The 14,345-nt window shown below is 62.7% G+C and carries 11 protein-coding genes, 6 tRNA genes and 1 pseudogene; 9 read left to right on the top strand and 9 right to left on the bottom strand.

What is annotated here, in order from left to right:
* From ACE04A_RS04020 to rnr, 7 genes are all read right to left on the bottom strand, one after another.
* Complete coding sequence (locus ACE04A_RS04020; RefSeq protein WP_100857040.1) at positions 1 to 810, bottom strand: energy transducer TonB; 810 nt, start codon at positions 808 to 810, stop codon at positions 1 to 3.
* A gap of 316 nt (positions 811 to 1,126) precedes the next feature.
* A tRNA-Val gene (locus ACE04A_RS04015) sits at positions 1,127 to 1,202 on the bottom strand.
* Positions 1,203 to 1,371: 169 nt separating this feature from the next.
* Positions 1,372 to 1,644: an HU family DNA-binding protein gene (locus tag ACE04A_RS04010; RefSeq protein WP_003812968.1), complete on the bottom strand. Its 273-nt coding sequence runs from the start codon at positions 1,642 to 1,644 to the stop codon at positions 1,372 to 1,374.
* A gap of 357 nt (positions 1,645 to 2,001) precedes the next feature.
* Entirely contained in the window at positions 2,002 to 2,682 is a 681-nt protein-coding gene (locus ACE04A_RS04005; RefSeq protein ID WP_485819875.1) for a Fe2+-dependent dioxygenase, read from the bottom strand.
* Between the two features lie 57 nt (positions 2,683 to 2,739).
* Positions 2,740 to 3,984, bottom strand: a complete 1,245-nt coding sequence (locus tag ACE04A_RS04000; RefSeq protein ID WP_100857042.1) for a cystathionine gamma-synthase family protein — start codon at positions 3,982 to 3,984, stop codon at positions 2,740 to 2,742.
* A 60-nt stretch (positions 3,985 to 4,044) separates the two neighbouring features.
* Positions 4,045 to 4,782, bottom strand: coding sequence for a 23S rRNA (guanosine(2251)-2'-O)-methyltransferase RlmB (gene rlmB, locus ACE04A_RS03995; RefSeq protein WP_100857043.1), 738 nt, complete (start codon positions 4,780 to 4,782; stop codon positions 4,045 to 4,047).
* A 142-nt stretch (positions 4,783 to 4,924) separates the two neighbouring features.
* The gene (gene rnr / locus ACE04A_RS03990) at positions 4,925 to 7,390 is read right to left on the bottom strand and encodes a ribonuclease R (RefSeq protein WP_485819874.1); all 2,466 of its coding nucleotides are present in this window, start codon (positions 7,388 to 7,390) and stop codon (positions 4,925 to 4,927) included.
* A gap of 279 nt (positions 7,391 to 7,669) precedes the next feature.
* On the opposite strand from rnr, the gene ACE04A_RS03985 reads away from it, so the two are divergent.
* The 4 genes from ACE04A_RS03985 to ACE04A_RS03970 all read left to right on the top strand — a co-directional run bounded on the left by ACE04A_RS03985 (position 7,670) and on the right by ACE04A_RS03970 (position 8,315).
* Positions 7,670 to 7,754, top strand: a tRNA-Leu gene (locus ACE04A_RS03985).
* A gap of 102 nt (positions 7,755 to 7,856) precedes the next feature.
* Positions 7,857 to 7,941 (top strand) — tRNA-Leu (locus ACE04A_RS03980).
* A 102-nt stretch (positions 7,942 to 8,043) separates the two neighbouring features.
* A tRNA-Leu gene (locus tag ACE04A_RS03975) sits at positions 8,044 to 8,128 on the top strand.
* A gap of 102 nt (positions 8,129 to 8,230) precedes the next feature.
* Positions 8,231 to 8,315, top strand: a tRNA-Leu gene (locus ACE04A_RS03970).
* Positions 8,316 to 8,527: 212 nt separating this feature from the next.
* Here the strand turns inward: ACE04A_RS03970 and ACE04A_RS03965 are convergent.
* Entirely contained in the window at positions 8,528 to 9,139 is a 612-nt protein-coding gene (locus ACE04A_RS03965; RefSeq protein WP_447988249.1) for a tRNA-uridine aminocarboxypropyltransferase, read from the bottom strand.
* Positions 9,140 to 9,283: 144 nt separating this feature from the next.
* On the opposite strand from ACE04A_RS03965, the gene ACE04A_RS03960 reads away from it, so the two are divergent.
* A tRNA-Leu gene (locus tag ACE04A_RS03960) sits at positions 9,284 to 9,368 on the top strand.
* Between the two features lie 117 nt (positions 9,369 to 9,485).
* Here ACE04A_RS03960 and ACE04A_RS03955 read toward each other — a convergent pair.
* Positions 9,486 to 9,935 carry a GNAT family N-acetyltransferase gene (locus tag ACE04A_RS03955; RefSeq protein WP_391441122.1) on the bottom strand — a complete coding sequence of 150 codons (450 nt, stop codon included), beginning with the start codon at positions 9,933 to 9,935 and terminating at the stop codon, positions 9,486 to 9,488.
* 112 nt (positions 9,936 to 10,047) lie between these two features.
* On the opposite strand from ACE04A_RS03955, the gene ACE04A_RS03950 reads away from it, so the two are divergent.
* The 4 genes and pseudogenes from ACE04A_RS03950 to ACE04A_RS03935 form a co-directional block, all read left to right on the top strand.
* Positions 10,048 to 10,950, top strand: coding sequence for a DMT family transporter (locus ACE04A_RS03950; RefSeq protein WP_259252634.1), 903 nt, complete (start codon positions 10,048 to 10,050; stop codon positions 10,948 to 10,950).
* Between the two features lie 33 nt (positions 10,951 to 10,983).
* Positions 10,984 to 11,928, top strand: coding sequence for an AEC family transporter (locus ACE04A_RS03945; RefSeq protein WP_279996946.1), 945 nt, complete (start codon positions 10,984 to 10,986; stop codon positions 11,926 to 11,928).
* 9 nt (positions 11,929 to 11,937) lie between these two features.
* Entirely contained in the window at positions 11,938 to 13,218 is a 1,281-nt protein-coding gene (locus ACE04A_RS03940) for an arsenic transporter (protein WP_259251611.1), read from the top strand.
* A 168-nt stretch (positions 13,219 to 13,386) separates the two neighbouring features.
* A pseudogene (locus tag ACE04A_RS03935) lies at positions 13,387 to 14,345 on the top strand (YeeE/YedE family protein); the annotation flags it as partial.

Here is a 14,345-nt window from a genome sequence, read left to right as displayed (position 1 = left end):
TCAGTTCCTCATTACGAAATCGAACGGAATTTTGGCTTTGGCGGGATAGGCCACGCCGTTACGGGTATAGGGCTTGAACTTGGCCTTGCGAGCCGCGGTCAGCGCGGATTCATCCAGCCTCGAAAAGCCCGACGACGTGTCGATCGTTGCGCGTTCCACCAGGCCCTGCGTATTGATCTCCACCAGCACCAGCACCCGCCCCTCTTCCCGCATGCGGCGCGACGCCATCGGGTAGGTAGGCATGGGCCGCGCGCCCTGGAATTCGATGCTCGACACCAGCACAGGCTGATCGGGCGGCGGACCCTGCTGCGGGCTTGCCGAAGCCTGGGCGCCATCGACCGCGCCCGTGGGCGGTGTCTGTGGCGGCGGCGTCTCCGGCTTGGGCTCGGGTTTGACTTCCTGCTTGGGTTGCGGCTTGGGTTTGGGCTTTGGTTTGGGTTTGGGCTTCGGCGCCGGCATCGGCGGCTTTTCAACCACGGGCTCGGGCTCGGGTTCCGGTTCGGGCTTCAATTCCGGCTCGGGTTCGGGCTCGGGTTCCGGCTCGATTTCGGGCTGCGGCTCGGGCGGAGGCTCAACCACCGGCTGCGGCGGTTCGGGCGTGGGTTCAGCCTTGGCGACCTGCGGAATGGGCGCATCGACCAAGCTGACCATGACGGCCTCGGGTTCCTCAAGCTCAGGACGAGTCGTGGGCGCCATGAAAATGGCTCCGATCACAGCCGCGTGAAGTGCGACAACCGCCAGCCCGGCGCCAGCGCGTATACCAAATGAAGACGGCGAAGAGGAATTCGAACCGCGTTGAAAACTAGGCATGAATCAGCCAGGGTGCATTGACTTATCCGGCCAGCTAGACGAAGACGCCGCCCAAAAAAAAGCGGCATCTGCCAGCCGGTACAAGCCGATCATAATATCTTAAATGCGAATGATTCGCACGTTCTATTTCGTCTGGAATAGCGTAACACTGCCCTACCGGGTCAAACCAGAAAGCTCAAAACGTGAACAAGAAAGCTTGCGCAAGCGCAAAGAAGGCAGGCGAACGAGCCTGGCGCGGCGCCAAAAGCAAAAAACCCGCCACGTTGAGGTGTGCGGGTTTCGCTTGGAGAACTGGCAGAAATGCGAATGTTGCTTTTGGTGGGTGCTACAGGGGTCGAACCTGTGACCTACGCCTTGTAAGGGCGCCGCTCTACCAACTGAGCTAAGCACCCGATCCTGACACTTTCAGTGCTGCTTGAACACGATGACTCGTTCAAGGCAGTGACCAATTCGCAGCCAACTCGGGGTACTCAAAAGCAATACGCGGGCCGGAGTATACCGGACCGCGTCATTGTCGGCAAATCGCGTGGGGCCGGTGCCCGGCGATTGCCTTGCCGTCAATTAGTTGACGGCGTCCTTCAGGGCTTTGCCCGGACGGAACTTCGGCACCTTGGCCTTCTTGATCTTGATGGTCTCGCCCGTACGCGGGTTACGGCCGGTGCGAGCAGCGCGAGCCGACACGGCAAACGTGCCAAAGCCAACCAACGTTACCGTGCCGCCTTTCTTCAGCGTGGTCTTGACGGCACCGATCAGGGCGTCGAGCGAACGGCCGGCGGCAGCCTTGGAGATATCGGCCTTGCTGGCGATGTGATCGATGAGTTCAGTTTTGTTCATTCAGGTGTACCCCTCACAAGGTATGGAGTCTGGCGAGACCGTGGGGTTCATGGCTGTCATGAGGGGACGCCACCAACTAATCGCAAGGTCCGACAAACGACGAACAGACAGTGGATAGACTTTTCTTGCGCTGCAAAAGCACAACTTTTAAACTGCTGCGCCGCTTAGGATTTGATGGCATAAATGCCTTCAAACCGTCAGCGACGCAGAGGTGTATTAGGCCTTGGCGCAGAGCCGCTGTCAAGCAAAAACCTCACCACAACCCGCGCCAATACTAGCTTTTAGCCGCTTTCGCAATAAACACAAACGCGCATTTCGGGGTTTGCGCGACACCAAAGAAAACACTTCAAGCCTGAATCAAACATCCGCCCAGCGGCGCAGCAAATTGTGATAAATGCCGGTCAGTTGCACGATCGATGCATGCCCCGCCACGTCCTGATTCAGCCGCTGTATGGCCACGTCCATGTCCAGCAGCAATGCGCGCTGGCTATCCTCGCGCACCAGGCTTTGCATCCAGAAAAACGAACTGACACGCGCACCGCGCGTCACGGGGTTCACCTTATGCAGGCTGGTGCCCGGGTACAGCACCATGTGCCCAGCAGGCAGCTTCACCGCGCGCGGTCCGTAGGTGTCATCGATGACGAGTTCGCCGCCATCATAGGAATCAGGTTCCGAGAAAAACAGCGTGGCGGACAAGTCCGTGCGCACGCGCTCGGCCGTGCCCGTGATGCCCCGCACCGCGTTATCAACGTGGTAGCCAAAGGCCTCGCCGCTTTCATAGCGGTTAAACAGGGGCGGGAAGATCTTGCGCGGCAAGGCGGCTGACATGAACAGGTTGTTCGTGGCCAGCCGCTGCAGGATCAGGTTGCCCAGTTCCTGCGCCAGCGGATGCTGTTCGGGCAACTGGCGGTTGCGCTTGACCTCGGCGGACTGATAGCCCGCCGTGCCCTTGCCGTCCACCCATTCGGAGGCATCCAGCCGCTGGCGGATATCAGCCGCCTCGTCGGGCGTGAAAACGTCTGCAATCTGTATAAGCATGAGCCGGAGTCCTTGAAACGTGCCAGTCGCAAAGACGTCCGGCACGCCGTTGCCGAATTATCCCTTCAGGCAAGCATTGAGCGCCTGATCGAAATCAAACAGCAGATCGGCCTCGTCTTCGATGCCGACCGACACACGGATCAGGCTGTCCGCGATGCCCATTTGCTTGCGGCGCTCGGCGCCCATCTCGTAATAGATGGTGTGCGCGGCAGGCAGGGCCAGGCTGCGGGTGTCGCCCAGGTGCGTTGCCATCAGCACAATGCGCAGGCGGTTCAGGAAATCAAAGCAGTCCACCCCATCGGCCAGCTCCACGCCCAGCAAGCCACCAAAGCGCGAGCCGAACAAGGCGGCGGCGCGCGCATGCTGCGCGTGGCCCGCCAGGCCGGGGTAATGCACCTTGGCCACGCCAGGGTGTTCGTTCAGAAAGCGGGCCAGCGCCAGCGCGTTGGCGCAGTGCTTGGCCATGCGCAGCGCCAGCGTCTCGGCGCCCACCGCGATGCGGTGCGCGGGCTCGGCCGCCAGCGTGCCGCCCATGTCGCGCAAGCCCTTCTTCTTGATCTGGGTCAGGCCCCAACTGGTGGACGGACCCTTGCGGTAGGCGTCGTAGATATTGGAGTAATCGGCCCAGTCATACAGGCCCGTGTCCGTCACCGCGCCACCCAGCGCGTTGCCATGGCCGCCGATGTATTTCGACAGCGAATTCATCACCAGCGACGCCCCCACCGCTGACGGGCGGAACATCCAGGGCGACGTCAAGGTGTTGTCCACGACGTAGACCAGATTCTTTTCGCGGCAGATCTCGCCAATCACGGCCAGGTCAGCCACTTGCGTGCCCGGGTTGGCGATGGTTTCCGTGAAGACCATGCGCGTGTTCGGTTGAATGGCCGCGCGCACTTGCGCAGCGTCCGTGGCGTCAACAAAGGTGATCTCGACGCCCAACTCAAGCAGCGTGCCCAGCAGGCTGTTGGTATTGCCGAACACGAACTGGCTGGACACCATGTGGTCACCGCGGCGCAGCAGGGTCGTGAAGATGGCCGACAGCGCCGCCATGCCCGTGGCGAAGCTGACGGTGCCCTTGCCGCCTTCCATGTGATTGATCTTGGCTTCCAGCGCCGTGGTGGTGGGCGTGCCTTGGCGTGCGTACGTAAAGCCCGCCTTGCCCTGGAAAACCGCGGCCAGCTCACGCGCGTCGTCGTAGGCGAATTCCGATGACGGATGCATCGGCTTGTGCACCGCTCCGTGCTCGACGGATTGCTGGCGGTCGGAATGGAGGATCGTGGTGGTAAAGCCGTTCTGGTGCATGATGGGCTGAATAAAGAAAGATCTGGAAAAAAGGTCGGGCCTAAAAGTCGGGCGGACCGGTCAGGCTTTGCGCTGACGCACGGTTTCGTACAGGCAGACGGCGCTGGCCACGCTGACGTTCAGGCTTTCCACCGAACCCAGCATCGGAATGTTCACCAACTGGTCGCAGGTTTCGCGGGTCAGGCGTCGCATGCCCTCGCCTTCGGCCCCCATCACCCACGCCATGGGCTGGCGCGCGTCGATCTGGTGCATGCTCTCGGTGGCCTGGTCATCGGTGCCCACCAGCCACACGCCGCGATCCTTCAGGCTGCGCATGGTGCGCGCCAGATTGGTCACCATCAGGTAGGGGACGGTATCCGCCGCGCCGCAAGCCACGCGCTGCACGGTGGCGTTCAAACCCACCGCGCGGTCACGCGGTGCGATCACGGCGTGCACGCCCGCCGCATCAGCCGTACGCAGGCAGGCGCCCAGATTGTGCGGGTCTGTCACACCATCCAGAATCAACAGCAGTGGCGGCCCTTCGATCACGTCGAGCACTTCGTCCACGTCCACCGCCAACTGGCGCTCGTCGGCCAGGGCAACCACGCCTTGGTGGCGCGTGCCGCGCGACAGCCCGTCCAGGCGTTCCATCGGAACCGGATGCACGCGGCAACCCGCCTTCTCGGCCTGTTCGATGAACGTCTGCATGCGCTTGTCGCGGCGCGAGGCCTCGACATAGATTTCCTTGATCGACTCGGGCGCGTGGCGCAGCCGCGCGACAACCGCGTGAAACCCGGCTAGAACTTGGGTCGACGCCATAAATGCAATACCTTTAGATAAACGAATACCCGCCCCAAAGGGGGCGGGCCACCGGACCAAGCCGGCCATCAACGCAATGTTACCCCTTATGGCCGTACCGCCCTACGGCGGGCCGACCATGAAGGGACCATCAACCCGGAGGTCAATGGCGCTTGTGCGTCGCCTTTTTTGCCGGGGCGGCGCGCTTGGCCGTCCGAGGCGGCTTGCCCGCTTTCTTGGCGTCCGCGCGGCGTTCCTTGGCGGTCTGCCCTTTCAGCGCGGCCGGCTTCGGCGCCGCCGCCTTTTTCACGCGGCGCACCGGCTCGTCAGGACCCCGGGCGGATGCCTTACGCAAGGCGTCGAAACTCGTGCCCTGCACCAGACGGAACTCGATACGGCGCGCTTCCAGGTCAACACGCGCCACCTGCACCTGCACCTTGTCGGTCAGGCGGTAGCGCATGCCCGTGCGCTCACCGCGCAGTTCATGCAGCCCATCGTTGAATTGGAAGTACTCGCCGCCCAGTTCGGACACGTGCACCAGCCCTTCAACGTGCAGCGTATCCAGCGTAACGAAGATGCCAAAGCTGGCCACGCCGGTTACGGTGCCGCTGAAGTCTTCGCCCACGCGCTCTTTAACGAACCAGCACTTGAGCCAGGCCTCGACGTCGCGAGACGCCTCGTCGGCGCGGCGTTCGGTGGCCGACAGCACCAGGCCCATCTTTTCCCAGATGGCCTGTTCATGTTCTTTCTGCGTACGCCCGATGACCACCGCGTGGTCGTCCAGGCTGGGCACATAGCGCTGCCCGGCCAACAGCGCCTTGATGACACGGTGCGTCAGCAGGTCGGGATAGCGGCGAATGGGCGACGTGAAGTGGCTGTAGCCCGGATAGGCCAAACCGAAGTGGCCCATGTTGTCGGGGCTGTAGACGGCCTGTTGCATGGATCGCAGGCACATGGACTGCAGCAGCTGGTAATCAGGACGGCCGCGAACGGAATCAAGGAAGTCGCCGTAGTCCTTGGCCGTGGGCATATCGCCCCCGCCCAACGACAGGCCCATCGTACGCAGGAATTCGCGCAGCGACTGCAGGCGTTCCGGCGTGGGACCTTCGTGAATACGGTACAGGCCAGGATGCTTGCTGCGCGTCATGAAATCGGCCGCGCAGGTGTTGGCGGCCAGCATGCATTCTTCGATCAGCTTGTGGGCGTCGTTGCGCACCGACGGCACGATTTGTTCAATGCGGCCCAGTTCGTTGCAGACAATCTTGGTTTCGACGGTATCGAAATCAATGGCGCCCCGCTTCTTGCGGCCCTGCACCAGCAACTGGAACAGCTCATACAAGTGCTGGACATGCGGCAACACGTTGCGCATCGCGGCGGCGGCGGGGCCACCAGGCTGCTGCAACGCGGCCCAGATGTTCGTGTAGGTGGTGCGGGCCTGCGAATGCATCACCGCGTTATAGAACTGATAGGCCGTGACCGTGCCGGCCTTGGCGCCCGTCGCGGGGATCACCATGTCGCACACCAGCACCAGGCGGTCTACGTCGGGGTTCAGCGAGCACAGTCCGTTGGACAGGGATTCCGGCAACATCGGAATGACGCGGCGCGGGAAGTACACGCTGGTGCCGCGTTCGATGGCGTCATCATCCAGCGCATCGCCGGGACGCACGTAATGGCTGACGTCGGCAATGGCCACCAGCAGGCGCCAGCCAGGACGCTTGCGTTGACCCGTGCCGAGCTCGACGGGTTCGCAATACACGGCGTCGTCGAAGTCGCGCGCGTCTTCACCGTCGATGGTGATCAACGGCACGTCGCGCAAATCAACGCGGTCTTTCAGGTCGCTCTTGCGCACCACGTCAGGCAGGCGGGCAGCCTGCTTGCGGGCCGCCTCCGAGAACTCGACCGGCACGTCGAACTTGCGCACGGCAATTTCGATTTCCATGCCGGGGTCGTCGATTTCGCCCAGCACTTCAGCCACACGGCCCAGCGGCTGCGTGTGGCGAGTGGGCTGCTCAATGATTTCAACCGCGACCACCTGCCCATGCTGGGCGCCATTGGTATCGCTGGGAGGAATCAGGATGTCGTGCTTGATGCGCTGGTCTTCCGGCACAACGATGGACAAACCATGCTCGTGCAGGAAACGGCCCACCAGCTTATTGGTGCGGCGCTCAATGACTTCAACGATGGTGCCTTCCGGCTTGCCCCGGTATTCGCCGGTGGGCTTGACCAGTACGCGGTCGCCATGCAGCACCTTGAGCATTTCGCGCGGGGACAGGAACAGGTCCGGCCCGCCATCATCGCGCAGCAGGAATCCGAAGCCGTCGCGGTGACCCAGCACCTTGCCAGCCACGAAGTCCAATTTGGTGGCCAGCAGCAAGACGCCCTTGCGGTTGGGCATAAGCTGGCCGTCGCGCTCCATGGCGCCCAGGCGGCGTTCAAATCCGACCATCGTCGCCGCGCGCTCGACGCCCATGCGTTCGGCCAATTCCACCGGAGACAACGGCGAACCTGCGGAACGCAGCGCGGTCAGAATGGCTTCACGGGACGGGACGTCAGGGTCGAAGTCCGGCGGCGCTTCGGGCAAGGATGTTGATCTGTTGTTTTTCGATTCGTTATTCGATCGTTTTGCCAAAGCTGAAATTTCCGTATATAATGCGCAGCTTCTGTGGTTCGCCCAAGGCTGAACACTGAAGCAGAAATGGTCAGAAGGGTTGCAAATCAGGTGTCAAAACCAAGCTTGCAACCCTAGGTCGAAAGACCACATTGTAAAACCAAGTGCGCTCAGGACGCATGTTTTAGTTAAGTCAGTATGTTGAAAACAACGCAAGTTGAAATCCACATACAGCACTTAATAAAAACAATGCAACTAGGGCCGCAGCGTATCACATAGTTCTGACAAGTATCTCTCAGTGCCCAGGTGGCGGAATTGGTAGACGCGCACGGTTCAGGTCCGTGTGCCGAAAGGTGTGGAGGTTCGAGTCCTCTCCTGGGCACCACGGAATTTAAATCGAATCCGTTTTCAAACGGGTTGGATAGCAAGAAGCAGCATTACAAGCAGTACCAGCAGCAAACCTGCTAGAGCAAATAGCTCTTCCAGTGCCCAGGTGGCGGAATTGGTAGACGCGCACGGTTCAGGTCCGTGTGCCGAAAGGTGTGGAGGTTCGAGTCCTCTCCTGGGCACCACGGAATTTAAATCGAATCCGTTTTCAAACGGGTTGGATAGCAAGAAGCAGCATTACAAGCAGTACCAGCAGCAAACCTGCTAGAGCAAATAGCTCTTCCAGTGCCCAGGTGGCGGAATTGGTAGACGCGCACGGTTCAGGTCCGTGTGCCGAAAGGTGTGGAGGTTCGAGTCCTCTCCTGGGCACCACGGAATTTAAATCGAATCCGTTTTCAAACGGGTTGGATAGCAAGAAGCAGCATTACAAGCAGTACCAGCAGCAAACCTGCTAGAGCAAATAGCTCTTCCAGTGCCCAGGTGGCGGAATTGGTAGACGCGCACGGTTCAGGTCCGTGTGCCGAAAGGTGTGGAGGTTCGAGTCCTCTCCTGGGCACCACCCGCATATAAGTCAGAACAGCGTTCGCGCTGGGTTGATAGCAAGGCTGAAGGCCCCGAATATCGAAAGATGCTCGGGGCTTTTGCTTTATGCGCGCCAATAAGCGCAAGCGGCTGACATTCGATACATCGGGCGCATTATCCGATGCACCCGATTTGCGCCCAGCCGATTTGATTATTCACCCTCTTCCCACCTAGCCATGGGTGAAGACATTAACGCCACGGCACCTTGCGCTGCAAATGATGGCGCGCATAAAGATCCTCACCCATCCCTTCGATCTGCCCGTCGATCAGCGCTTCGAACGGCCGCAACAAGGTGTCGACATTCATCGGGGCTTCAATCGCATTCAACGCGTGCGTCACCGCTTCAATGGTGGACAGCGCGCCCGGAATGTCGGCATGGCGAACGCGATAGCGTGTCGTCAGCCCCGCCGGCAGCATCACACGCGGCAGCGCCGCCAGCTCCGGGTTGATGTGCAGCAGCTTGCGCGCGTGCCCCCAGGTGCCGTCCGGCACGATCAGTTGAATCGGCTGATCCAGATCCCGGCCATAACCGGGCGTCAAGACTTCGGCGGCAGGCCCTGGAAACAGCAGACGGGGCGCGTAGCCCGGCTTTTCCCACACATCAGGCGTGAAGGTTTCGCCCACCACGCGCCGCGCGCCGGCCAAACCCAGCACCGCCAACCTGGCCGTGTTCAAGGCATGGCGCGCTTCACTGGGATGCTGCAGCACCAACAGACGGGTGCGGCATGACAAGGCGGGGATAAGCGCGCACAGGCAGTGGGATTCGGGGCGCAGGCAACGCGTGCATAGGGCTCGAGACATGGGGCGACACTATAAACTCTGGCCAATAAACTCTTGCTTGCGCACGCCAAAAAAAATGTGCATAATCTCGCTTCTCTGCTGCTGAACAAGAAACGCCGCGCGAGCGACGAAACGAATGAAGCAACAGCGATAGAAGCAACATAAGCCCAGGTGGCGGAATTGGTAGACGCGCACGGTTCAGGTCCGTGTGCCGCAAGGTGTGGAGGTTCGAGTCCTCTCCTGGGCACCAATTATTACATCACGAGGTACCTGTCGTGATGCGCCAAGAAAAACCCCGTTCGTGAACACGACCGGGGTTTTTTCTTTTCTTGCCGCGCCCGACGTGGCGGGGCGGCGTCGTAGTGCCCTACTTCAGTTCGCGCGTCATCACGACGTGCGGAATGCCGGCTTCGATGAACTCTTCGCCCTCGACGGTGAAGCCGTGCGCCTCATAGAAACCGGCGGCATGCTTTTGCGCGTGCAGCACCAGCATGCGGTGCCCGTCGCCATGGCCCTGCTCGATCAAGGCGCTAAGCAACTGGCCGCCCACGCCCATGCCACGCGCCCGTTTGTGAACGGCCATGCGGCCGATGTGCCCATCAGGCAACAGGCGCCCCGTGCCCATCGGCGTGCCGTCGGGGCCATAGGCCACCGCATGCACCGACACGGCGTCGTCGTCATCCAGCTCTACCTCCGGCGGCACCTTCTGTTCAACCACGAACACCTCGTGGCGGACCGAATAGGCATCTTCGCGCAGGCGGTCCCAGGTACCCAGGGCAATACGCACCGCTGATTGCTTGTTGGTCGACATCTCCATTTCCTCGCGTGCGGCAGATCAACAATAAATATCCTACGCCGCATTCTCGCAGGGATGACAACGAGACGAAAAGGGGTACGATCGCGGCTTGCCCACGTTGCCCGCACCCAACATGACGCCCGCCGCGCCCCCGACCTGGTTGAAAGCCGCCCCCGCGCTTTTCCTGTTGTTGTGGTCCAGCGGCTTCGTGGTGCTGAAGATCGGCCTGGCTTACGCCGACCCGCTGACTTTCCTGGCCGTGCGTTACGCCTGCGTCGTGCTCATCCTGGCGCCATTCATGCTGATCATGCGCCCGCCTCTGCCCCAAGGCGCGCGGGCATGGGGCCATCTGGCCATGGTCGGCGTGCTGTTGCAGGCCGGGTATTTCTGCTGCACCTACCTGTCGCTGAAACTGGGCATGTCCGCCGCCGGGCTTGCGTTGATTGCATCGCTGCAACCCATTCTGATCGGCCTGTTGGCGCCCATGATCGCGCATGAACGGGTCGACGCCCGGCGCTGGGCGGGGCTGGGCCTGGGCGTTGCGGGCGCCGCGCTGGTCATCGTGGCCAAGGCGTCCATCGATGTGCTCGCGCCGCTAGGGCTGCTGTTCGCCGTGGGCGCGCTGCTTTGCATCACCAGCGGCACGCTCTACGAAAAGCGCTACGGCGCGGCCACGCATCCCGTCACGTCCAACCTGGTGCAGTATGCCGTCGGGCTCGCCGTGACGGCGCCGCTGGCGTTCGCGCTGGAACCCATGCACATTGAATGGACAGGCCCGTTGCTGGCCGCGCTGGCGTATCTTGTCGTGGGAAATTCGCTGGTCGCCATCACCTTGCTGCTGACCATGATCCGGCACGGCGAAGCCTCGCGCGTGTCCGCGCTCTTTTTCCTGGTGCCACCCTGCGCCGCCATTTTTGCGCTGTTGGCGCTGGACGAACCCATCCCGGCGCTGGCGTGGCCAGGCATGGCGTTGGCCGCAGCGGGCATTCTGCTGGTTAGCCGCAGCGCGCGCCGGAATCCACAGCCATCCAAGTAGAATGAGCGCCTTCCCGCGCCCACGCCCCTATCCATGAACGCCGTCATCACTGCCGCCCTGCCGGTCTTCGCGCTGATCCTGACCGGCTGGCTGGCAGCCCGGGGCAAGGTGCTGGGACCCGGCGCCACGGACGCCTTGAACCGCTATGTGGTCTACCTGTCCTTGCCGGCGCTGCTGTTTCGCGCCATGACGCAGGTGGATCTGGCGCATATGGCGCACTGGGGCTTTGTGGCCGCCTTCGCGGGCGGCATCGCCGTCACCTTCCTGGTGTCTTTCCTGCCCGGCCGGGGTGGACGGCGCCCGCTCACCGACCGCAGCATCGAAGGCCTGGCGGCGTCCTATGCCAATGCGGGCTACATGGGCATCCCGCTTTGTGTCGCGCTGTTTGGCGCGGAAAGTCTGGCGCCCGCCGCGTTCACCACCTTGCTGACCGCCAGCGTTCTGTTCGGCTTTGCCATCGCCCTGATCGAGTTCGACCGGCAACAAGCGCCCAACGTCGGCGTCACGCTGCTCAAGGTGGGCCGCGCGTTGATGCGCAACCCCTTGCTGGCCGCGCCGGTGCTCGGCCTGGCCTGGGCGGCCACCGGCCTGACCTTGCCCGAAGGCATCGACCGCTACGTCGCCCTGCTGGGCGCGTCGGCCAGCCCCTGCGCGCTGGTCACCATCGGCTTGTTCCTGGCGCAGACTGAAACCGCCACCGCGGGCCCCGGCGTACTGCGCCTGGTGGTCGGCAAACTGCTGCTGCAGCCTATCATCACCGCCGTGCTGGCGTTCTATGTATTTTCGATGCCGCCGCTGTGGGCCTGGACCGCCGTGCTGATGAGCGCGCTTCCCATCGGCACGGGCCCCTTCATGCTGGCGAAGATGTACGGGCGCGACGCCCGCGTGACCTCGCGCGCCATTCTCGTTTCCACCGTCGCGTCCGTGCTCACCGTCAGCTTGCTGGTGGCCTGGATCAGCGCCCACCCCATTTCCTGATTGCCTGTCATGCTGCTTGCCGCCGCCATCTTCATCCTGACCATCACGCTCGTCATCTGGCAGCCACGGGGCCTGTCCATCGGCTGGAGCGCGGTCATCGGCGCCGGCCTGGCGTTGGCCACCGGCGTGGTCCACGTGGCCGACATCGCGGATGTCTGGCGCATCGTCTGGAACGCCACCGCCACCTTTATCGCCATCATCGTCACCAGCTTGATCCTGGATGAAGCCGGCTTCTTCGAATGGTCCGCGCTGCACGTGGCGCGTTGGGGCGGCGGACGCGGGCGGCTGTTGTTCGTGCTGATCGTGCTGTTGGGCGCCGCCGTGTCGGCGCTGTTCGCCAATGACGGCGCGGCCTTGATCCTGACGCCCATCGTCATGGAAATGCTGCTGGCGCTGGGCTTTGGGCCGGGCGCGTCGCTTGCCTTCGTGATGGCGGCGGGCTTCATCGCCGATACCGGCAGCATTGCGCTGATCGTCTCGAACCTGGTGAACATCGTGTCGGCCGACTTCTTCGGCATCGGCTTTGGGGAGTACGCATCGGTGATGCTGCCGGTGAACCTGATGGCGGTGGGCTCCACGCTGGTGGTGCTGCTGCTGTTCTTTCGCAAGAGCATTCCGCCGCGTTATGACGTCAGCCAACTGCCCGCGCCCGCCTCGGCCATTCGCGACCCGATCACCTTTCGGGCCGGCTGGATCGTGCTGGGCTTGCTGCTGACCGGATTCTTCGTGCTGGAACCGATGGGCATTCCGGTCAGCGCCATCGCGGCGGCCGGGGCGCTGGGCCTGCTCTTGATCGCGGGACGCCAGCACATCGTGGGCACGCGCAAGATCATGCGCGAAGCGCCCTGGCACATCGTGATCTTCTCGCTGGGCATGTACCTGGTTGTCTACGGCCTGCGCAACGCCGGCCTGACCGCGCATCTGGCGCGGGTGCTGGATTGGTGCGCCGAGTATGGGCTGTGGGGCGCGGCGATGGGCACGGGACTCATCACGGCGTTCCTGTCGTCCATCATGAACAACCTGCCCACCGTGCTGGTGGGCGCGCTGTCGATCGCCGACACCAGCGCCACCGGCCCGCTGAAAGACGCGATGATCTACGCCAACATCATCGGCAGCGACCTGGGTCCGAAGATCACGCCCATCGGCAGCCTGGCTACCCTGCTCTGGCTGCACGTGCTTGCGCGCAAAGGGCTGCGCATCACTTGGGGCTATTACTTCAAGGTGGGCATCGTGCTGACGTTACCGGTGCTGCTCTTGACTCTGGCAGCGCTGGTGTGGCGCTTGCAGTAAATCCGGGGGATCCCCGTTGCGCCGCCTTTTAATTACTTTTAGTTATTAGACAAGCATTAATTGATGGTATGAGCAATTAAACTGCCGCCGTAAACTTTCATCCATCTCCACGGGCGCCGCTTATTGCGCCCGTTTGCTTTGACGAATCCGATCCCACCGGGATACCCCATGAGCTCCAACGCCTCGACCCTGCCCCTGCCCTCGGCCCTGCCGCCCATCCATATCAACCGCAAGCCCCTGTGGATTGCCCTGCTGCTGTTGCTGGCCGGCGCGCTGTATCTGCTTCAGACCGTCAGTTGGCGCCAGGGTGCGCTGTGGGTCATCGGCGCGCTGTTGGGTGTCACGCTGTACCACGCCTCTTTTGGTTTCACGCAGGCCTGGCGCGTGTTTGTGTCTGACCGCCGCAGTGCGGGCCTGCGCGCGCAGATGCTCATGCTGGGCGTGGGCGTGCTGCTGTTCTTCCCCTTCCTGGCAGCGGGCACGCTGTTTGGCCAACCGGTCACGGGCTTTGTGTCGCCGCCGGGCGTGTCGGTGCTGTTGGGTGCGTTTCTCTTTGGCGTCGGCATGCAGCTGGGCGGAGGCTGCGCCTCCGGCCCCTTGTTCGCCGTGGGCGGGGGCAATACCCGCATGCTGGTCACGCTGCTGTTCTTCATTGTGGGTTCGGTCATTGCCACCGCCAACTTTGAATGGTGGTCCGCCCTGCCCGCCCTGGCGCCCACCTCGCTGATCAAGACCTGGGGCCTGGCGCCCGCGCTGATCGCCAACCTGGCCGTGTTCGCGCTGATTGCCTGGGGCGCAACGGCTCTGGAAAAGCGCCGCCACGGGCACGTGATTTCCTTCGCATCGCGCACGTCGCGCCCCGTGTCCTTGCTGCAAGGCCCCTGGCCGCTGATCTGGGGCGGTGTGGCGCTGGTGGTGCTGAACTTCGCCACGCTGGCCTTGGCCGGCCGCCCCTGGGGCATCACGTCGGCCTTCGCCCTGTGGGGCGCCAAGACCTTGAACGCCGTCGGCGGTGACGTTGCAAGCTGGGCCTACTGGGCCAAGCAGCCGTCGCTGGGCGCTCCCCTGCGCCAGGACGTCACCACCGTCATGGACATTGGCTTGATGCTGGGCGCGCGGGGCGCGGC

Source organism: Achromobacter colocynthidis (assembly GCF_057334535.1).
Note: the sequence above shows the minus strand (reverse complement) of the source record. Positions and strands in the feature narration are given on the sequence as shown.

Bases quoted from the DNA above. Each gene is read 5' to 3' on its own strand.
- ACE04A_RS03945 (WP_279996946.1), top strand. From the start codon at position 10,984: ATGAACGCCGTCATCACTGCCGCCCTGCCGGTCTTCGCGCTGATCCTG.
- rlmB (WP_100857043.1), bottom strand. From the start codon at position 4,782: ATGGCGTCGACCCAAGTTCTAGCCGGGTTTCACGCGGTTGTCGCGCGG.
- ACE04A_RS03955 (WP_391441122.1), bottom strand. From the start codon at position 9,935: ATGGAGATGTCGACCAACAAGCAATCAGCGGTGCGTATTGCCCTGGGT.
- ACE04A_RS03965 (WP_447988249.1), bottom strand. From the start codon at position 9,139: ATGTCTCGAGCCCTATGCACGCGTTGCCTGCGCCCCGAATCCCACTGC.
- ACE04A_RS04000 (WP_100857042.1), bottom strand. From the start codon at position 3,984: ATGCACCAGAACGGCTTTACCACCACGATCCTCCATTCCGACCGCCAG.
- ACE04A_RS03950 (WP_259252634.1), top strand. From the start codon at position 10,048: ATGACGCCCGCCGCGCCCCCGACCTGGTTGAAAGCCGCCCCCGCGCTT.
- ACE04A_RS04020 (WP_100857040.1), bottom strand. From the start codon at position 810: ATGCCTAGTTTTCAACGCGGTTCGAATTCCTCTTCGCCGTCTTCATTT.
- ACE04A_RS04010 (WP_003812968.1), bottom strand. From the start codon at position 1,644: ATGAACAAAACTGAACTCATCGATCACATCGCCAGCAAGGCCGATATC.
- ACE04A_RS04005 (WP_485819875.1), bottom strand. From the start codon at position 2,682: ATGCTTATACAGATTGCAGACGTTTTCACGCCCGACGAGGCGGCTGAT.
- ACE04A_RS03940 (WP_259251611.1), top strand. From the start codon at position 11,938: ATGCTGCTTGCCGCCGCCATCTTCATCCTGACCATCACGCTCGTCATC.